The following is a 19339-nucleotide window of genomic DNA, read 5'->3' as shown; positions in this document are numbered from 1 at the left end:
CGGCACGCTTACTGCGGCAGCACTTCGACCGTCACCGCGTAGCTGGCGCGGCGCGCCCTGGCTTCCTTGATCGAGGTCTTGTCGTCGCGCGTCTCGGCTTCCATCCACCACATGCCGGCCGACGGGTACTTGATGCTGAACTTGCCGTCCGAGTCGGTGCTGGCCTCGATCTCGTTCAGGCGGTCGCGGTAGCGGATGCCGCCGGGCACCACCGACACCTTCTGGTTGGCGAACGGCTTGCCGTCGAGCAGCAGCCGGAAGCTGGCGGTTTCGCCGGCAATCAGGTCGTTCGGATGGGTGATCGGCGCCAGTTCCAGACCCCTGCCCGTGGTCGTCAGCACCTGCTTGCTGGGCCGGCCGTTGGTCACGTAAGACTCCACCCGCCCGGCCTGCTCGGTCACCTGCAGGTCCTGCGCGCCGGCCGGCACGTTGGCCGCCAGCGCACTGGCGGCGCCGCGCCAGCGTTTGGTCTGGCCGTTCTCCTTCCAACTGGCGAACACGCCCTGGTTCACCACGGCCACCCGATACGTGCCGGGCTGTGTCAGATGCAGGTCGAACGTGCTGCGGTACTTGCCCTTGGAGGCGTTCTCGGGCTGCACGGGCTTGCCGTCAGGCCCGGTCACGGCGAGGTTGTCGAGCCGCATCGGCACGTGCTCGAAGTAGAACAGGTCGTTGGACACGGCGGCGTCCACCGTCACCCAGGCGTCTTTCTCGGACAGCACCGTGGCGGACGGCAGCAGCCACTGGCGGTGCGCGTGGGCGGCCAGCGGGGCCAGGGCAGCGAGGGCAAGGATGGCGAGGCGGGCAGGAAGGCGGGCGGTCTTGGTCATCGTCAGGCTCCAGTCATGGGATCGGTTCGGAATGGCGTGGGGCGTGTGGGGCGCGATCGCGGGGCGCTCAGGGTTTCACGTCGACGGTCACGCCGCCAAGTTCGTGCTCGCCCTTCGCCTGCGTGGTCTGCGCGGCCTTCGGCGGCCACGCAAACGGCACGCGGACCAGTTCGCGCCCACCTACCTCGCGGGCGGCTTCCACCACGAGCTGGTACTCGCCGGCCGGCAGCTTGCCCAGCGGCGCCTTGCCCTCGGCAAACGTCAGCGTGTGCTCGCCCGGTGCGCGCGTGGCGCCCGATACCCCATCGGCCGGCATCTGCATGTCGCGGCCGGTCTTGCGCCACCACTGCCGCATGTCCTTGAGCCACTTGGTGCCCTCGCCCTCCTTGTTCTTCGCGTCGTACAGCACGGCCAGCGTGGTCACCGGGCTCTGGTCGGCACGCTCGACCCACACCGCCACATACGGGCGGTGGTACTCGGCCACGTTCAGCCGGGGAATCTCCACCTTGACGTTCAGGCTGGCGGCCATGGCGGGGGCCAGCGGCGCGGCGGCGAGGCCGGTCATGGTGACGGTCAGGAGTCGGCGCATGTCGGAAGAATCTCTCTCGAAGAATCGGTCAATGGATGAACAGGATGGCCAGCAGCAGCGGCACCACGAGGCCCGCACCCACCAACGGCCACGTGGCCAGCCGCCCGCCCGCATGCAGCTTGAGCAGGAACAGCCCCGTGACACTGAAGACCAGGCAGGCGGCGGCGAAGATATCGAGGAACAGGCTCCACGCGCGGCCGGTATTGCGGCCCTTGTGCAGGTCGTTCAGGTAGGAAATCCAGCCGCGCGAGGTGGATTCCACCTGCACCTCGCCGGAGTCGAGCGCCACGCTGGCCCAGGCGTCGCCGCCCGGCCGGGGCAGCCCGATGTAGATCTCGTCGGCGGACCATTCGGCCTCGCGCCCGGAAGCATCGACGTCCATCGACTTGCCAAGCCACTCGGCCAGCGCGGCGGGCACGGGGCTTCTGGCGTTCTTGCCGGAAGTCGTGCCAGGCGCCGCGCGGTGTAGCACATCGAGCACATCGGCCGGTACGGTGCCGTGACGCGTAACCACCGACGGCCGGGCCTCGATCTGCCCCGCATGGTTCAGCGTGAAGCCGGTGATGGCGAACAACAGCATCCCGATCAGGCAGATCGCGGAACTGATCCAGTGCCACTGGTGAAGATGCTTGAGCCAGAACGCGCGGCGCTGCTGGCCGGTGGCTGGCGGGGAATCGGTCATTCGGTGTTGAAGAGGAAACGGCGCCGGACGGCGTCGCAAAGCCGCACGATGATAATGGTTCTCATTTAAAACGGCAACGAACGGCGGCGGCTCCCCGGCGCGTTTTGATTACGGTTCATTACGGCGCGCGGAAAAGTGGCGATCATTGCCCCCGGCAAGTGACACGTTCGCCACTACTACTCCATTGGTAGTAATCCTCGATCAAGTTTCCCGATGGCCGCGCCGTTAGCGCCGCAGATGAGGACGACGTCAGAAGCGTCCCGACGATATTCATCGAGAAACGGAGGAGACGGATGCTGCAAAACCTGAGTCTGAAAAAGAAGCTCATGCTGCCCCTGGTATTGAGCTGGGTATGCCTGCTGGCGATCACCTTGTGGAACGCCTGGCAAATGCGGGAGCTGCGCATGGCCGACCGCAAGGTGGCCCTCGAACAGGTGACCGACACGGCCAATTCAGTGGTCGCTGAATACGAAGCGCTGGCCCGGGCGGGCAAGCTGAGCACCGAGGAAGCCCAGAAGCAGGCCCTTGAACGCGTGAAGGCCATGCGCTTCGGCGCCGATGGCTACTTCACGCTGATGCGCTCCGACGCCGTGGTGCTGATGCACCCGATCAAGTCCGAACTGAACGGCAAGGACATGTCGGGCATGAAGGACGCCAACGGCGTCTACCTGTTCCGCGACATCGCCCAGATCGGCAAGACCCACGGCAAGGGCTTCATCGAATACCTGTGGCCCAAGCCGGGCGCCGAGGCGCCGCAGCCCAAGCTCAGCTACGTGCTGAACTTCAAGCCGTGGGACTGGGATTTCATCGCCGGTCTCTACCTGGACGACATCCACGCCGAATTCCGCGCCTCGCTCTGGACGGCGCTTGGCTGGCTGGTGGGCGTGGGCGCGTTGATGAGCCTCGTCATGGTGCGGGTCTCCATGAGCCTGCAGAAGCAACTGGGCGGCGAGCCGGCCGTGACATCGCAGATTGCCGCCCGCATCGCCGAAGGCGACCTCGCCACGCACGTCGACGTGAAGCCCAACGACCGCGACAGCGTGCTGTTCAACATGCAGCAGATGCAGGCCAGGCTGACCGGTGCCATCGGCCAGATCCGCGGCTCGGCCGATTCCATCGCCGGCGCGGCACGCCAGATCTCCGCCGGCAACGTCGACCTCTCGCGCCGCAGCGAGGAACAGGCCGCGTCGCTGCAGGAAACCGCCGCCAGCATGGAAGAACTGACCAGCACGGTCCGCCAGAGTGCCGACAACGCGCGCCAGGCGGCGCGGCTGGCCGAGGGCGCGTCCGATATCGCCACGCGCGGCGGCGCGATCGTGCATCAGGTCGTGGGCACGATGGGCGAGATCAAGGCGGCGTCCGGCAAGGTGGTGGACATCATCGCCGTGATCGAGGGCATCGCGTTCCAGACCAATATCCTGGCGCTCAACGCGGCGGTGGAAGCGGCCCGCGCCGGCGAACAGGGACGCGGCTTCGCCGTGGTGGCCGGCGAGGTGCGCAGCCTCGCCCAGCGCTCGGCCACGGCCGCCAAGGAGATCAAGTCGCTGATCGACAACTCCGCGCAGCGCGTGGAAGACGGCTCGGTACTGGTGGAAGGCGCCGGCCGCGCGATGGAAGAGATCGTGGAAGCGGTCAAGCGCGTGACCGACCTGATGGGCGAGATGCGCGCCGCCACCGAGGAACAAACCGGCGGCATCGAGCAAGTCAACCAGGCGGTCTCGCAGATGGACCAGATGGCACAGCAGAACGCCGCGCTGGTGGAGGAAGCCACGGCCGCTGCCGCCTCGCTCGAAGACCAGGCCGATGCGCTGCACCGTGCAGTGGGCCAGTTCCGCCTGGCCGGCGCGATATAGGCAAAAGCGAAGCAGAAGCGGGTAGATAACCCGCAGGACGGGAAGACCGGGGGGTCAACGGGCGATGCCGGAAGGTATCGCCCTTTTTTTATCCTGATACCCGACGAGTCGAAACCTCAGCCGCGCTGCGCCTCCTCAGGGATATTGAATTCCGCCTGGAGCTTGCTGACGTGCGCGCCGATCGCCTCGAGGCACGCCGAACTGTTCTCGCCTTCCATCTTCGAGAGCTGCCAGTTACAACCGCTGTCGTCCGGTGCATGCCAGCACACATCGCCGAAGCAGGTCCCCTTGCAAACCGGAAGCTTTTCCTGCTCGGCACGAATCATCGCCTTTAATTCCGCCTTGTTCTTGATCGTCCTGGTCATGCCTGTCTCCTTGGGGTTAGCGGAAACTGCATCTTCAGCATAGCGGGGATCGGGTGGCGCAAGGAGATTATTTTCCTCAGGATCGAATGGATCGGCTTTCCCTTAACCTGCCGGGCGTCCGGAATTACCGGGCTGCTCTGTCTGGAGTACATCGCACATCAACCACATTTCGTCGACTGTCGCTGCGCCGGAATCTCCCACCCTGCACCATCCGGCGCTGACCCCGGTAACCGTCGCGCGGTGCCCTTTGTTGAGATAACCGGTTATCTTCTCAGTGATCACTCCCGCTGCAAGAACGTAGCTTCCGGCTTTGAGCCGAACCGGGATTCTGCTGTCCCGATGCATGAAAGACGCAAAAGGAGATTCTGTGGCGCGCGCGACATCCTCCCGCGTCAGGTAGGAATACCTTCCAGTCCATCCTTCTTTATTCGAAATAACGCTGTACCCCGCTCCGAACCAATCTGAAGCGCGATCATTGCGACGTAGTACGGCCCCGGCCGAGCATATCTGCACTGCGCACCCGCCACCATGGGCGCCTCTTCGTATCAGCGTCGGCCGGGGTTTCGTCGTACTTGTCCTCTGGGTTTCTGGCTAGTTCCGCGAGGGCGGCGAGATAGTCGACATCGGTCGTTGGAGCATCGCCGCCTTCCCTCAGGGGGGCTTTCCAGAGCCGCGTTCGCCTGGCTATCCGCAGCAGGGTCGGCTCGCTCGCAAGTCCGAGTGCCAGCCAGGCGCCGGGACGATATCCATGACTGCGAACCCAGTTCCTGCCTTGTTGAATGAAATCGTCGATACCTTCGTCGCAGAACACCTCCAGGTGGACCATGCGGTCTTCGGTCTGCCGAGCCAGCGAGTCGTATCGCCCAGGATGGCCCACAAGGGCACCGGCCCTTACCGGAATGGGCCGTTCCAGTGTGACTACACGGTCGAACATGGCGTCCGGCCATACTTCTTCTACTACAGGACGGCCGCCCTCTTCCCCCAGAAACACCCAGCCATCGATGGCATCCGTAGGCGCCACGTAGTCTCCAACGCGCGGCGGGATCAGTCCCGCACCGTGAGTTGCAGTAATTTGCCCCCAGTCGCCCGCCCTGGTGCCTACGCTGAATTGAGCGCCGCGCGGAAGAATGCATCGCGGCGCACCGTGCTGAGGTGTGGCCCGAACGCGGAGCCCGACCTGATCGACATCGACGGCTGCGGCGCGCTCGCCGCGTTTCATCGGCCGATCATTTGCGTACGGCGTCACCCTGAAATCAGGCTTCCAATGTGCGGGCCTGGGCAGCGTCTTGTCGTTTTCATACCCCGCGAGGTCCTGCAGATGCATGTACAAGCTGAAGAAGGTCAGCTTGTTGTCCTTGGGAAATTCCATGCCATGCCGCACCAGGACGAATCCCGTACTGTAGAGAGCCTGGCGCCCGACTCCGTCTCCCTGCGAAGTCAACTGGCTGCATGGATATGCGCGATCGATACGGAAGGCGACAACCTCGCCGTCCGCCATGCAGCGGACGCCGCGCTTGAGATCCAACCCGCCGCCAGCCCCGGCCTCCGATATGTGGATTCCGCCATGAAACATGCCAGAGGCACTGACGGGAAAGGTGCCCGAACACTCCCTTCTCAGAAGCGCGTGAAACTCGCGTTCATCGGTGAACTGGGTAACTATCGCCTCGTCTGGGGCCTTCTTGAAGAACGGAAAGGAAAACCGAAGTTGTCTGACGCGGGTATCCGGGGCTTGGGAAGGCCGATCTGTCATGTTCGTCGTTCGCGCTGAGATTCCTGGCAAAGCTGCGCGCTGACCTTACCCCGTTCCCACCGGACTGAGAACGCCAGGTCGCGTTGCATTCAACGAACATCAAACACACCGAACAAGTCGGCCCGATACTATTTACGGGCGGTCAATCTTCTCCCCGCGCCATCCTCTCCCGCCGCGCCTTTTCCTTCGCGCTGGGTTCGATGGTCTCGAACGTGCCGGTTGGCACTTCGCCGGCAGGTTCGTAGGTGCTCAGCACCACGCCGGTGGTGGAAGCCTGGGTGTCGACGAGCCGCAGCGCCATGGGGCGTGCGTCGGCCTCGAACAGGCGCTTGCCGCGTCCGAGCACCACCGGAAAGGTCCAGACGTTGTATTCGTCGATCAGGCCGGCGGCTTCCAGCGTCTGGATCAGGTTGCCGCTGCCGATGATCTGCAGGTCCAGGCCCGCCTCGGATTTCAGCGCGGTCACGGCCTGCGCGACGTCGCCGCGCAGCAGCGTCGAGTTCTGCCAGCCAAGCTGCTGCAACGTGCGCGATGCCACGTGCTTGCGGGCGGCGTTGAGTGTCTGCGCGATCTCGCTGTCGGCGGGCTGATAGGGCCAGTAGGCGTCGAAGATCTCGTAGGTGCGGCGGCCCAGCAGCAGTTCGCGGTCCTTGCCGTCGAGGCCCTTCATCGAGCGGCCCATGACCTCGTCCCAGTAGGGGAACGTCCAGCCGCCGAGCGCGAAGCCGCCGGTCGGGTCTTCGCCGGGGCCGCCGGGCGCCTGCATGACGCCGTCGAGCGAGACGAAGGTGGACGCAATCAGCTTTCTCATCAGTGGTCTCCGTGGGTTCGTAACGCTAGCGCAGCGCGGCGGCGGCCATGTGGATGGCGCGCCGGATGCGCGGGAAGGTGCCGCAGCGGCAGGCGATGTCCTTCATGGCCGCGTCGATCTCGGCATCGCTGGGCGCGCGGCGGCGTGTCAGCAGCGCCGCCGCCGCGATCAGCTGCGCGCTCTGGCAGTAGCCGCACTGCACGACATCGCAGTCGGTCCAGGCGCGGCGCAGGGCGTCGGCGATGGGCCCGGACAAGCCCTCGATCGTCGTCACGCGCGCGGCGGCGAGCGTCTTGACCGGTTCCCGGCACGCCTGCCGGATCTCCTTGCCGACCAGTACCGTGCAGGCGCCGCAGACGCCGATGCCGCAGCCAAACTTGGTGCCGGTCAGCCCCAGTTCGCAGCGCAGGACCCACAGCAGCGGCGTTTCGGGCGCCGCGCTGACGGTGACGGGCTTGCCGTTTACAGTGAGCTGGACCATTGGCACCACCTGTCTCCGGGCCATGCCCGTTCGGCTTCCGGCAACGCGGGCGGTTGCCGCAGCGGCAGTCTGTAGGGGCGCGCGCCGGTCAGCGCCGCCACAGCGTTGGCAACGGCAGGCGCAATCGGCGGCGTGCCGGCCTCGCCAACGCCATGAGGCGCGGGCCCGCTGCTGGCCATCACGCGCGTGCGGATCTCGGGGCAGGTCTCCATGTCGATCAGCGGCACCTCGCTGAAATAGTGCTGGTCCACCTGCCCGTTGCGGATCGTGACGGCCTGTTCGAGCACCGCCGACAGCCCGAACACGATGCCGCTCTCCATTTGCTGCACCACCATGTCAGGGTGGATCGCCAGTCCGCAGTCGACCACGCAGAACACGCGCGTCACGCGATAGCCACCGCGCCCGTCACGGCGCACCTCGGCCACCTGCCCCACGATGCTGCCGAACGATTCGTGCAGCGCCATGCCGCGTGCGAACTCGGTGCCGCGCTCCTTCCATCTGGCCGGCTGGCGCCAGCCGGAGAACTCGGCCAACGCGCGCAGCACTGCCGCATGGCGCTGATGTTCCGGGCGCTTCAGCAGCGCGAGCCGGAACGCGATCGGGTCCTTTCCCGCCGCCGTCGCCATCTCGTCGATAAAGCTCTCGACGAAGAACGCCTGGTGCGAATGGCCTACCGAGCGCCAGTACCCCACCGGAATCGGCAGATCCACGCGCGTATGGCGGACGGTCACGTTGGGGCACTCGTAGGGCGTGTCGAAGCTGCCCTCGGCCATCGTGCCGTCCGGCATCAGACGCGCCGCGAAAGCCGGCACGCCGTAGGTGCGCGGCAGCACCTGCGCGGTCACGGACTGGCTGGCCGAGTCCGCCTGCCATGCGACGAGGTTGCCGTCGCCATCGAGCGCACCGCTGAACTTGGCCACGCACGCGGGGCGGTAGAAATCGTGCGTCATGTCCTGCGGGCGCGACCAGATCGTCTGCACGGCCTTGCCCGGCATCTGCGCCGCGATCACGGCGGCCTGCGCCACATAGTCGACTTCGAGCCGCCGACCGAACGCGCCGCCCAGATAGGCCTGGTGCACCGTGACATCGTCCGCACCCAACCCCAGCGCATCGGCCACGGCCTGGCGCGCGGCCTGCGGCACCTGCGTGGACACCCAGACCGTCGCCCGGCCGCCGTTCACGAGCGCGGTGCAGTTGACCGGCTCCAGCGCCCCGTGGGCGAGGTACGGCACCTCGTAGCGCATGTGCCGGGCGCGGCCGCGCCTGAGCGCCGCCCCGGCATCGCCCGCCTCGTAGTAGGTCTGGCGCGAACTGTCCTCGATGGCGCGCTCCAGCGTCTGCATGATGTCGGCACTGCTGAGCTTCGCGGCCGGCCCGTGGTCCCAGTCCACCCGCAACCCGCACAGCGCGCGCATGGCGATGAACGGATTGTCGGCGATCACTGCCACGCCGCCCGTGCCCCCGTTGTAGCCATCCACGGCAAAGCCGCGATGCACGCCGGCCAGACCCTGCACGGACACCTCGCGCGAAGCGGCCTTGCCGCCGAGCGTCGGGCACATCAGCACGCTGGCGTAGAGCAGTGCGGTGGGCGGGCTGTCCGGCGACTGGCGCGGCAGGTCGGCCGGCAGCACGTCGATGCCGAAGCGCAGGCTGCCGTCGAGCTTGGCCTTGCCTTCGAGGCGCTTCGGGCTGGTGCCCACCAGCGTGTACTGCCCCGGCGTCTTGAGCGGCGGCGCGTAGGGATGCGGCAGGTCGCGCGCCAGCGGCACGAGCTGGCCGAACGTGGCCTGCCGGCCCGAAGGCGCGTGCGCGACGCGCCCCGCCTTGGCCACGCAGGCATCGACCGGCACGCCCCACAGGTTGGCTGCCGCCGTGCAGAGCATCATGCGCGCCGAGGCGCCGGCCTCGCGCATCGGCAGCCACAGGTCCTCGATGCTGGTCGAGCCACCGGTCACCATCGAGCCGAAATAGCGCGAGGTGCGGCGGGCAAAGTCACGCACGAACTCCACATGCTCGCGCGGATCGTCGTCGCGGTAGGGCAGTCCGTTGACCAGGTTCTCGCGGTTGATGTAGATGCGGTCGATCGGCGACTGCACCACGCGCACCTGCGCCCAGTCCGCCTCCAGCTCTTCGGCCAGCAGCATGGCCGCGCCGGTATGGATGCCCTGCCCCATCTCGGCCTTGCTCATGACGATGGTGACGCGGTTGTCGGTGCCCACCAGCACCCAGCCGTTCAGCGCGATCTGGCTTTCGGGCAGGGCGGGCGCGGTGCGGCTGTCGAGCCGGCGATCGGGGCGAAACAACGCCCAGCCGACGGCCAGCGTGCCGGCGGCGGCGGCCCCCGCGCCGCCAATCAGAAAGGTTCTGCGACTGAGCGTCACCCTCAGCCTCCCCCGCAATGACCCAAATGTCCCCGGCAACCCGCCCGTAGCGTTGCCGATCCGCACACACTGCGCAAAACCGGCACGACCGTGTCTTTCGATCACCTATATTAGGTGATGTTGCCGGGGACCGCGAGGCGCCGTTGCAGCGTGGAACCGGCAGCCACGGCCGATTGCATCCGCGTTGAAGTCAGATTGAAAGGAACGCCGCATCGCTGCCGCGGCAACCAGCGCCCGCATTCGCACCGGCTGTTCCGGGGGAGATGCCCGATGCCTGCCATGCCGCCACAGGATTCCCCGCCCAGGCCCGCCCCGGCTGGCCGCGTCGAGCTCCATACCCACGAGCCGATGGTCAACTGGCTCAGTCCGGCGCAACTGCTCAGGACGGCCCTGCGCGTGACCGTGGCGCGCACCGTGGGCGCCATCGTCGACGCCCGGGCCGTGCAGGCGGCGCTGACCCCGGCCGCATCCAATCCGCCGATTCCCGTCAGCGGCAGCGGCGACGGGACGGTCTGGGTCGACTATCTGGCCGATACCGGCGACGGCTGGCACTCCACGTATTCGATGGCGCTCTGCGCCAGCCACGCGGTGACACTGTCCCGCGACAACGTGACGCTGCCGCGCCCCGACGTGCTGCTGCTCGGCGGCGACCAGGTCTATCCCACGCCAGCCCACGGCGGCTACCGCACGCGCTTTCTCGATCCGTTCCGCGCCGCGTGCCCCGCACCGGTGCCGCCCGACGCCGCCAACAGCGAGGTGCCGGTGCCGGTGCCCGGCGCACCGCTGATGGTGGCCACGCCGGGCAACCACGACTGGTACGACGGCCTGCGCGGCTTTGCGCAACTGTTCTGCAGCGGCGACGCCGTGGGCGGGTGGCGCACCGCGCAGCGCACGAGCTACTACGTCCTGCAACTGCCGCATGGCTGGTGGATCTGGGGGCTCGACCTGCAACTCGAATCGGAGATGGACCGCCAGCAGTACGAGTATTTCCGGGGCATGCAGGCGCGGCTGGCGCCCGGCGACCGCGTGGTGTTGTGCACGCCCGAGCCAAGCTGGATCGATGAGATGGCGCGCCTGGCGCGTTCGCAGCGGCGTGCCTGGCGGGCGGACGAGACCCGCACGCCGCGCTTCCGCAGCCTGAGCCGCATCGAGCTGCTGCTGGGCGACCAACTGGCCGTGGTGCTGGCCGGCGATCAGCACCACTACGCCCGCTACACGCCGCGCGCCGGCACCCCCGGACCCGAGCGCATCACCTGCGGCGGCGGCGGTGCGTTCCTGCACGGCACGCATCAGTTGCCCGAGCGGCCCGAGCCGATCGCCATCGGCAGCACACGCCAGCACTACCGGCTGGCCGATTCCGTCTATCCCGATGCGGCCACGTCGCGCAGCCTGCGCGACCGGGCGTGGCAGCTACCGGTGCGCAACGCCAGCTTCTGCGCGCTGGTGGCCTTGCTGTACTTCCTGCTCGACTGGATCCTGCACAGCGCCAACGCGGCACCGCCACCGCTGCCCGGCAGCGGCGGCCTGATCGGCGCGCTGGCGCAATATCCGCTCGCGGTGCGGCACGTACCGGAGGTCTGCTGCGTGCTGCTGCGGGCGTTGCTGCACAGCCCGGCGTCGGTGCTGTCCGCGCTGGGCGTGCTGGCATTCTTCGCGGCGCTTGCCACGCGCGGCGCCAGCGGCATCGTGTCGTGGGACGGGCTGGCCGGGGCGCTGCACGGGCTGCTGCACGTGGCGCTGGCCTTCGCGCTGCTGTGGGCCTTCTCCCGGCTCAACGTGGCCGTGCTCGGCATCAGCCCCGGAGACTGGCGGCTGGTGCCGCTGCTGCTGGCCGAAATCCTCGTGGCCGGCGGCGTGCTCGGCGGCCTGCTGTTCGGCATCTGGATGGTGCTGGCCAACCGGCTGTGGGGCCTGCACCGCGAGGAAGTGTTCTCGTCGCAGGCCATCGACGGCTACAAGTGCCTGCTGCGGATGCGCTTCGACGCGGATGCGCTGACCATCCACCCGCTGAAGCTGGAGACGGTTTGCCATCGATGGTCACCAGGCCACGGCGTGACGATGCTGCGCAGGTTCGGGCGCCGCTGGCGGCTGCGGGCCAGCCCGGCCGCGCAGGGGCCGCGCTTCGTGCCGTCGCCAGGCGAGCCGGTGCCGCAGAACGACCTGCATCGGATCGAACCGCCGATCGTGATCCGCCGCGACGGCCGCGCGCCATGACCGCCCCCGCGCCCCGCTACGATGTGATCGTGATTGGCAGCGGCTTCGGCGGCGCGGTGGCGGCGTGCCGGCTGGCACTGGCCGGGCGCCGGGTACTGGTGCTCGAACGGGGCCGGGCCTGGAGCCCCGACACGTACCCCCGCGACGACCACGACCCGTGGCTCTGGAGCCAGAAGCGGCCCACACGCTTCAATGGGTGGGCCGACATCCGCGCGTTCGACGATGTCTGGGTGATCGCCGGTGCCGGCGTGGGCGGCGGCTCGCTGATCTACGCGAACGTCTCGGTCGAGGCGCCGGCCGGCACCTTTGCGCAGGGCTGGCCGCCCGGCATCACGCGCGACAGCCTGCAGCAGCACTACGACACCGTGGGCCAGATGCTCGACGTCGCCCCGGTACCCGAGGACCAGCTCAGCGAACGCGCGCGGCTGGTGCGCGAAGGCGCGCAAGCCTGCGGCTGGGGCGACCGCTTCCGCACGCTGCCGCTGGCCGTGAGCTTCTCGCCGAACTGGCGCGCCGACCGGCCCGATCCCTACAGCGATCGGCATTCCGAGCGCTTCCTGAACCGCCATGGCCGCTGGCAGGGCACCTGCGTGCATTGCGGCAACTGCGACCTCGGCTGCCAGGTCTCGGCGCGGAACACGCTCGACCTCAACTACCTGGCCGTGGCCACCGACCACGGCGCCGAAATCCGTCCGCTGCATCTGGTGGAGCGGCTCGAACCGCTGCCCGGCGGATGGCGCGTGCGCTACCACCGGATCGACCCGGCCCGCCGCCACCGCGAGCCGGGCGAGGCGCTGGCCACGCGCGTGATCGTGGCGGCGGGCTCCATCGGCAGCACCGAACTGCTGCTGCGCTGCCGGGACGAACACCGCACGCTGCCGGCGCTGTCGCCCCGGCTCGGGCACGGCTGGGCGCACAACGGCGATTTCGTCACGCCGGCGTTCTATCACGGGCGTCGGGTGTCGCCGTCGCATGGCGTGACAATCTCCGCCGTGATCGACCTGCTCGACGGCGCCGGCCCGAACGGCCAGGCGCTGTTCGTCGAGGACGGCGGCATTCCGAACCTCGCGCGCAACTACCTGGCGCGCCGGCTGAAACGCCTGCCGCGCGGCAAGCTGCGCGCGCTGTGGCGCGAAGTCGGCGGCCTGATCGACGATGGCGACCCGCTCGAAAACATGATGCCGTGGTTCGGCCAGGGCGTGGACCCGGCCGACGGGCAGCTGCGCCTGCGCCGCACCTGGTATGCGCCGTGGCGCCGCACGCTCGACCTGGAGTGGTCGTCCCGGGGCTCCGAGGCGGTCATTGGCGCGATGGTGGAGGCGCACCGGCGGCTCTCCGCCGCCACGGGCGGCGAGCCATGGGTGCCGCCCACCTGGCGGCTGCTGCGCAACCTGATCACGCCGCATCCGCTGGGCGGGTGCAACATGGGGACATCCAGCGCCAACGGCGTGGTGGATGCGGCCGGGCGCGTGTTCGGCCATGCCGGGCTGTACGTGATGGATGGCGCGATCGTGCCGCGCGCGCTGGGGCTCAATCCCTCGCGCACCATCGCCGCGCTGGCCGAGCGCAGCGTGGCCCTGCTGCTGGAAGAACCGGCCGACACGGTGCGCGTAGGCTAAGATGCGCCGCCTGGCATGAACAGGCGGCAAGCACATGAATCACGAAGACGATATCGACACCGGCGACGATGCCGCGCGCATCCACGAACCCCGGCTGTGGCGCGACAAGGGCTGGACCGCCCGTGTCATCAAGAACGAAGACGGCGACGGCTGGGCCGTCGAGATGATCCGCGACGGCAGCGCGGAGCCAGCGCTGGTCGGGCCCTGGACGATGGGCCGCAACAAGGTCGATCCCAAGCCGCTCGATGCCACCGCGCACCAGACGCTGGTGAAGACCGCCTCCGAGGTGATCCGCCGGCATGAGCAGCAGCTGCACGGCCAGCTCAACAAGCAGGTCACGGTCGAGTTCGAATCCGAGCCGCTCGAAGTGCGGCTGGCCATCACCCCAGACGAGTTCGAGCCGTTCGGCACGCTGACCGCGCTGAACCGCTTCGGCGACGTGCTGGCCACCACCACGGTCCGGCCCAATTTCCGGCTCTCGCGCGACAGCGCCGAGCGCTGGGCCGCCGGCGGTTTCGGCAAGATCCGCGGCTGAGCGGCATTACTTCTCCGGCCGGCGCCCCGGATGGGCCGGCAGCACCGGCGCGGCCGGACCGAGCGCCGCCTTGAGCGCGGCCTGCTCCGCCGCCGACTGGTCGACATCGGCACCGGTCTCGCCGGCCTCGCTGACACCGATCGCCAGCACCACGGTGCCGCGCGCCACCGGCACCGGAATCGGCGCGGACATGCCGGCGCAACTGGCCGGGCCGCACGCGATGCCATCGCCGCCCACCGGCACGCCGGGCACCGACACCGTGGCCGCGCCCAGTTCGGCGAACGTGGCCGCGCCCGCGCTGTTCACCACCAGTTGCCGCGCCACGACCGCGAACGACACCGCAATCTTCGGCGCCCCGCCCGTGGTTCGCGCAATCGTGTTGCCGGCCCGCACGTGCAGCGGCCGGAAGCGGAAGAAATCGGTGTATTTGCCATCCTCGAAGCGCTGCTCGATGCCGAGCACGGCCAGCAGGCCGGGCCGCGACGGCGCGTCGCCCACGGCGTAGCGCGCATAGACCGCGCAGCGGATACCCCGGAATCCCAGCGCGCTGAAGCCGATATCGACGCTGCTGGTGTCCAGCCCTTCGCGCTGCACGGCGCCCGCGTTGGCCCGCCCGCCTGATTCCGCCAGCCCGAACACGTCGCGCGACGCCGCCACCAGGAACGGCGCCCCGGTGCCGCCCGCCTTGCCGGCCGATCGCGGGGCCGGCTCCGAGCATTGCGGCGAAGCCAGCAGCACCCGCGCCTGGCGGTTCTCGGGCTGCGCCAGTATCGCGGCCAGGTCCCGGTCAGTTGTCCAGTCCCGGTGCGCGGCGATCCAGCCCTGTGCGGCCCGCTTGGGCTTGCCCGGCTGCGCCTCGGGCTGCGGCGGGGGCTTCGGCGCTGAACTGCCGCAGCCCGCGGCAAGCATGCAGACGGCCAATGACGTGGCGAGCGGCGCGGCAATGGTCTTCACGTTGCGTTCCTTGTTCCCGGTCCCCTGCGGAACCCACAGGGTAGGGAACGAATCACACGCCCGGTACCAGTCAGAAGTCTGAACCACCTTGTGGCGGGTAGCCACGGCGCCTAAACACGCCTATGGCCGCCTCGCGTCCGCCCCGGTATAGTTGGCGTCTCAAAAAGATAGATGGCCCGCGCGCCGCTCCGGCGCGCCGCACGATGAAGGGCCGGACGCACATTTCAGAACGGGACGGACCATGCCAAACCACCTTTCGCGCGAGCACTCGCGCGGCGCCAGCTTTTTCCGACTTTTCCTCCTGATCGGCCTGACGCTCTGGCTGGCGGCCTGCGTCGGCGATGAAGACAGCGCCGATGGCCTTCAACCCCCCGCCGGCCTCAGCTATGCGATGCCGGACAGCGTCTACGAGGTTGGCACGGCCATCGTGCCGAACCGGCCGAACGCCAGCGGCGGCGCCGTGGACCGCTTCACGGTTGCCCCGGCCCTGCCGGCCGGGCTGGCGCTCGATCCGGCGACGGGCCTCATCACTGGAACGCCTGCTGCGGTCAGCGCCGCCGCCGCTTATGTGGTGACGGCCCAGAACGCGGCCGGTAGCGCCACCACGAGGCTGCAGATCGCGGTGAAAGCCAGCGCGGTGGCACCCGCCTCGCTCCAGTACCGCGACCAGTCGGTGGTCTACACGCTCGGCGTGGCGATTCCCGCCAATGCGCCCACCAGCACCGGCGGCGCCATCACGGCCTATGCGATCAGCCCGGCGCTGCCGGCCGGACTCGTCATCGACGCGCTGACTGGCATGATCTCCGGCACGCCTTCCGCCGAAAGCGTGGCCACGCCCTACACGGTGACCGGTTCGAACGCCGCGGGCAGCGTCACCACGACGCTCACGCTCTCGGTCCAGCGCCCGGTGCTGCCGCCGGCCAGCCTGACCTACCCGGCGCCGACCCTGAGCCTGACCCGTGGCGTCGCCATGACAGCAGTACTGCCGAGCCTGACCGGCGGTGCCGCCGATACCTATTCGGTAAGCCCGGCCCTGCCCGCCGGCCTGAGCCTCAACACCGCCACGGGCGCCGTCTCCGGCACACCGGCGGCCAGCCAGTCCCAGACGCCCTACGTGATCACCGCGCGCAACGGCGGCGGCGCGGCGCAGGCCACGCTGCGCATCACCGTGATCAGCCCCGGCAGCTGGACCACCGCTGCGCCGATGCTGACCCCCGCCCACTACCTGACGACGACGGTCCTGCTGGATGGCCGGGTTCTGCAGACGGGCGGATACACGACGGGCGGCGTGACCGCCAATGCTGCGCTGTACGACCCCGCAGCCGATGCGTGGCTCGCCACGGCGCCGATGGCCGTGCCCCGTTCCGGGCACACCGCCACGCTGCTGGCGGACGGTCGGGTGCTGGTGGCGGGCGGCAGCCAGGGCCCCAGTACCCAGACAGCCAGCGCTGAAATCTACAATCCGGCCACCAACACATGGACACCGGCGGCGAACATGGCCGAGGCACGCGAAAGCCACTCGGCAACGCTGCTCCCCAATGGCAAGGTGCTGATCGCGGGCGGCCATACCCAGCCGGGCGCGACGCTATTCTCGGACACGGTCGAGATCTTCGACCCCACCACGAATACCTGGACCATGGCTGCCACGCGCATGGCCTCCGCCCGTAGCCAGCACGGCAGCGCGCTGAGCACTGACGGCGCCCAGGTCATCCTGATCGGCGGCGTGAACACAACGGGCTTCGTCATGCAGGCCGAGCTGTTTCCGGTCGATGGGGTGTCGCCCACGGCGACCGTTCCGCTGCCCGGTGCCGGGGGCAACGTGACACTGGCCGCCAGGCTCCCCAACGGCAACGTGCTCGCCATCAACGACGCGGCTGCCACCGGGTGGGTCCTCGATCCGGTCGCCCGGACCTGGACCTCCAGCACGATGAATGCGCAGCGTGCACTGCCTTCCATGACCTTGCTGTCCGACGGCAACGTCCTGGTGGCGGGTGGCGCCATCGGTGGCAGCGGGCTGACCAGCGCGGAACTCTACGATCCGGTCACCAACATCTGGACACCGGCCGCGTCGATGGCCGCCGGCCGGCGAGCGGGCACCGCGGTGGCCCTGCCGAACGGCCAGGCGCTGGTGGTGGGCGGATTCAACGGCAGCGCCGAAGTGGGCATCGTGGAACGCTTCGTACCCTGAGCACGCGGGCAGGGGGGAGAAAATTCTTTTCACTCCCCTGCATCCAAACCCGCTGCTGCGGTGTAGAGCCAGTGCAAGCCCCGGGCTTTGCATTGAGGTTTATCCCTATCCGCTCGTCACCCTACCGGGAGTCCACCATGCACCGCAGCGTCCTTTTCTCCGCAGCCAGCGCCGTCCTGCTCTCCGCCTGCGCTTCCCACCACGGCAATATGGCGATGACGCCGCCCGCCCCGGTGGCCGATGCCATCCGCGTGCCTGCCGGCCACAAGATGGCCATGCAGACCGTGGGCAGCGGCCAACTGCTCTATGAATGCCGGGTGAAGGCCAACAGCCAGGCTGACCACGAATGGGTCTTCGTGGGCCCCACCGCCGTGCTCAAGGACCGCAACGGCGCCACGGTCGGCAAGTACTACGGCCCGCCGGCCACCTGGGAATCGAGCGACGGCTCGAAGGTCACCGCCACGCAGGTGGCCGTGGCGCCCGCCGGCGACGGCAACATCCCGCACCAGCTGGTCAAGGCCAACCCCGCCATGGGCACCGGCAGCATGACCGGCGTCACGTATATCCAGCGCGTGGCGACCAAGGGCGGCGTGGCGCCGAACATGCCGTGCTCCAGCGCCAATCTCGGCGCGAAGCAGACCGTGGTCTATCAGGCCGACTACCTGTTCTGGAAGGCGTCCTGAGCCCTGCGACGTAACAGGCATCTGAAACGGCCGTTGGGCGGCTATGATGCGTCCATCGCCACCGTCAGGGACGCCGCCTTGGAAGCCAGCCCGCCCCGTATTCAGGACCTGTTCGACTACGCGGGCGCGCTGGCCGGGTGCGCGCGGGGGGACGCCGGGGCGCTGCGCCGCCTCTACGACCACGCCGCGCCCTACCTGCTGGGCGTGGCGCTGCGCATCGTGCGTGACCGGCAGACCGCCGAGGACGTCTTGCACGACGCCTTCCTGAAGATCTGGCATGCGGCCGGCAGCTTCGACGGCAGCCGGGGCGAGGCGCGCGGCTGGCTGTTTTCGATCGTACGGCACGAGGCGCTGAACGTGGTACGCAGCCGCCTGCGTACCGTGCCCGCCGACGAGGACACCGCCGCGGCGCTCGATGCGCAGGCGGCGCTGGCCGCCTACACCGAATCGGCCAGCGGGTTCGATGCTGCCGAGCAGCGCGTGCTGGCCGGCCGGCTCGGCGATTGCCTGACCCGGCTCGATGCGCCCAAGCGCGACAGCATCCTGCTGGCCTATCTCGACGGCTGCTCGCACAGCGACATCGCCGCGCGGCTGGACGCGCCGCTCGGCAGCGTCAAGGCGTGGATCCGGCGCGGCCTGCGCGCGCTGAAGGAGTGCATGCAATGAATGCCGGCACCGAGGACCCGCCGGGCCACGAGCCTGACGACGCGCTCGATCAACTCGCCGCCGAATACGTGCTCGGCACGCTGTCGGCGGCGCAGCGCGAGGCCGTGGACTGGCGCATGCGCGCCGATCCAGGCTTTGCCCGGCGCGTGGCTGACTGGGATGCCCGCCTCCATCCGCTGACGGCGCTCGCCGAGCCCGTGACACCCCCGGCCGCGCTCTGGCCGCGTATTGCCGCCAGCATCGGACTTCGCACCCAGACACTGGCATCGCCGGGCAGGACATCGAACTGGTGGAGCGCCGTGCCGCTGTGGCGCGGCCTGGCCTTGGGCGCCACGGCATGCACCATCGCGCTGGCCGTGCTGCTCGGCTCGCAGGTACTGGCGCCGCCGCCGGGGCTGCGCTACGTGGTGGTGCTGGCCGAGCCGCGCGACAAGACGCCGGGGTGGCTGATCCAGGCCTCGTCCGACCGCAAGCTGTCACTGGTCTCGCTGGCCTCGCAGGCGGCGCCGAGCGGGCGCAGCCTCCAGTTCTGGACCAAGGCCGACGACTGGGCGGGGCCAGTCTCGCTGGGCCTCGTGCGTCCGGGCCAGCCGCTGGAGATCCCGATCGACAAGCTGCCGCCGCTGCAGCCCAACCAGTTGTTCGAGATCACGCTGGAACCGCCCGCCGGCTCGCCCACGGGCCGGCCCACCGGGCCGATCCTCTATATCGGGCGGGCGATCCGCGTGGGCTAGGCCG

18 protein-coding genes are annotated in these 19339 nt (G+C 68.9%); 9 read left to right on the top strand and 9 right to left on the bottom strand.

Going from position 1 to position 19339, the window contains the following annotated elements:
• Positions 1–8: 8 nt before the first annotated feature.
• The 3 genes from EV147_RS16285 to EV147_RS16275 form a co-directional block, all read right to left on the bottom strand.
• Positions 9–830: a DUF4198 domain-containing protein gene (locus EV147_RS16285; RefSeq protein WP_130392269.1), complete on the bottom strand. Its 822-nt coding sequence runs from the start codon at positions 828–830 to the stop codon at positions 9–11.
• 67 nt (positions 831–897) lie between these two features.
• Positions 898–1419 (bottom strand): DUF2271 domain-containing protein, encoded by a 522-nt coding sequence (locus EV147_RS16280; protein ID WP_130392268.1) that lies wholly within the window; start codon positions 1417–1419, stop codon positions 898–900.
• A gap of 28 nt (positions 1420–1447) precedes the next feature.
• Positions 1448–2101, bottom strand: coding sequence for a PepSY-associated TM helix domain-containing protein (locus EV147_RS16275; RefSeq protein WP_130392267.1), 654 nt, complete (start codon positions 2099–2101; stop codon positions 1448–1450).
• 293 nt (positions 2102–2394) lie between these two features.
• Between EV147_RS16275 and EV147_RS16270 the strand changes: the two genes are divergently transcribed.
• Positions 2395–3954, top strand: coding sequence for a methyl-accepting chemotaxis protein (locus EV147_RS16270; protein WP_130392266.1), 1560 nt, complete (start codon positions 2395–2397; stop codon positions 3952–3954).
• Between the two features lie 116 nt (positions 3955–4070).
• On the opposite strand, the gene EV147_RS16265 is transcribed toward EV147_RS16270, so the two are convergent.
• Both EV147_RS16265 and EV147_RS16260 read right to left on the bottom strand, forming a co-directional pair.
• Positions 4071–4319 carry a hypothetical protein gene (locus EV147_RS16265; protein ID WP_130392265.1) on the bottom strand — a complete coding sequence of 83 codons (249 nt, stop codon included), beginning with the start codon at positions 4317–4319 and terminating at the stop codon, positions 4071–4073.
• A 472-nt stretch (positions 4320–4791) separates the two neighbouring features.
• On the bottom strand, positions 4792–5688 hold the full coding sequence (locus tag EV147_RS16260) for a hypothetical protein (RefSeq protein WP_130392264.1): 897 nt from the start codon (positions 5686–5688) through the stop codon (positions 4792–4794).
• A gap of 3 nt (positions 5689–5691) precedes the next feature.
• Here EV147_RS16260 and EV147_RS16255 point away from each other — a divergent pair, with 3 nt between their 5' ends.
• Entirely contained in the window at positions 5692–6087 is a 396-nt protein-coding gene (locus tag EV147_RS16255; protein ID WP_130392263.1) for a hypothetical protein, read from the top strand.
• Between the two features lie 124 nt (positions 6088–6211).
• Here EV147_RS16255 and EV147_RS16250 read toward each other — a convergent pair whose 3' ends face one another.
• The 3 genes from EV147_RS16250 to EV147_RS16240 are packed head-to-tail and all read right to left on the bottom strand — an operon-like array spanning position 6212 to position 9742.
• Entirely contained in the window at positions 6212–6880 is a 669-nt protein-coding gene (locus tag EV147_RS16250; protein ID WP_130392262.1) for a dihydrofolate reductase family protein, read from the bottom strand.
• 25 nt (positions 6881–6905) lie between these two features.
• Positions 6906–7361 carry a (2Fe-2S)-binding protein gene (locus EV147_RS16245; RefSeq protein WP_130392261.1) on the bottom strand — a complete coding sequence of 152 codons (456 nt, stop codon included), beginning with the start codon at positions 7359–7361 and terminating at the stop codon, positions 6906–6908.
• Positions 7343–9742 carry a xanthine dehydrogenase family protein molybdopterin-binding subunit gene (locus tag EV147_RS16240; RefSeq protein WP_130392260.1) on the bottom strand — a complete coding sequence of 800 codons (2400 nt, stop codon included), beginning with the start codon at positions 9740–9742 and terminating at the stop codon, positions 7343–7345. Before EV147_RS16240 ends, EV147_RS16245 begins: the two co-directional genes overlap by 19 nt.
• Before the next feature lie 270 nt (positions 9743–10012).
• Between EV147_RS16240 and EV147_RS16235 the strand changes: the two genes are divergently transcribed.
• The 3 genes from EV147_RS16235 to EV147_RS16225 are packed head-to-tail and all read left to right on the top strand — an operon-like array spanning position 10013 to position 14110.
• Positions 10013–11956: a metallophosphoesterase gene (locus tag EV147_RS16235; protein WP_235844773.1), complete on the top strand. Its 1944-nt coding sequence runs from the start codon at positions 10013–10015 to the stop codon at positions 11954–11956.
• A complete protein-coding gene (locus EV147_RS16230; RefSeq protein ID WP_130392259.1) occupies positions 11953–13575 on the top strand; it encodes a GMC oxidoreductase in 1623 nt (540 codons plus the stop codon). Before EV147_RS16235 ends, EV147_RS16230 begins: the two co-directional genes overlap by 4 nt.
• Positions 13576–13609: 34 nt before the next feature.
• Entirely contained in the window at positions 13610–14110 is a 501-nt protein-coding gene (locus EV147_RS16225) for a hypothetical protein (protein ID WP_130392258.1), read from the top strand.
• Positions 14111–14116: 6 nt separating this feature from the next.
• Here the strand turns inward: EV147_RS16225 and EV147_RS16220 are convergent, their stop codons facing one another.
• Positions 14117–15064, bottom strand: a complete 948-nt coding sequence (locus EV147_RS16220; protein ID WP_130392257.1) for a hypothetical protein — start codon at positions 15062–15064, stop codon at positions 14117–14119.
• 241 nt (positions 15065–15305) lie between these two features.
• Here EV147_RS16220 and EV147_RS16215 point away from each other — a divergent pair, with 241 nt between their 5' ends.
• From EV147_RS16215 to EV147_RS16200, 4 genes are all read left to right on the top strand, one after another.
• Positions 15306–17252 (top strand): kelch repeat-containing protein, encoded by a 1947-nt coding sequence (locus tag EV147_RS16215; protein ID WP_130392256.1) that lies wholly within the window; start codon positions 15306–15308, stop codon positions 17250–17252.
• A gap of 137 nt (positions 17253–17389) precedes the next feature.
• Positions 17390–17935 (top strand): DUF3455 domain-containing protein, encoded by a 546-nt coding sequence (locus tag EV147_RS16210; RefSeq protein ID WP_130392255.1) that lies wholly within the window; start codon positions 17390–17392, stop codon positions 17933–17935.
• A 78-nt stretch (positions 17936–18013) separates the two neighbouring features.
• On the top strand, positions 18014–18601 hold the full coding sequence (locus EV147_RS16205; RefSeq protein WP_130392254.1) for a sigma-70 family RNA polymerase sigma factor: 588 nt from the start codon (positions 18014–18016) through the stop codon (positions 18599–18601).
• Complete coding sequence (locus EV147_RS16200) at positions 18598–19335, top strand: anti-sigma factor (RefSeq protein ID WP_130392253.1); 738 nt, start codon at positions 18598–18600, stop codon at positions 19333–19335. Before EV147_RS16205 ends, EV147_RS16200 begins: the two co-directional genes overlap by 4 nt.
• Positions 19336–19339 lie beyond the last annotated feature (4 nt).

The sequence above is a fragment of the Cupriavidus agavae genome (assembly GCF_004217045.1).
Taxonomy (GTDB): domain Bacteria; phylum Pseudomonadota; class Gammaproteobacteria; order Burkholderiales; family Burkholderiaceae; genus Cupriavidus; species Cupriavidus agavae.
Note: the sequence above shows the minus strand (reverse complement) of the source record. Positions and strands in the feature narration are given on the sequence as shown.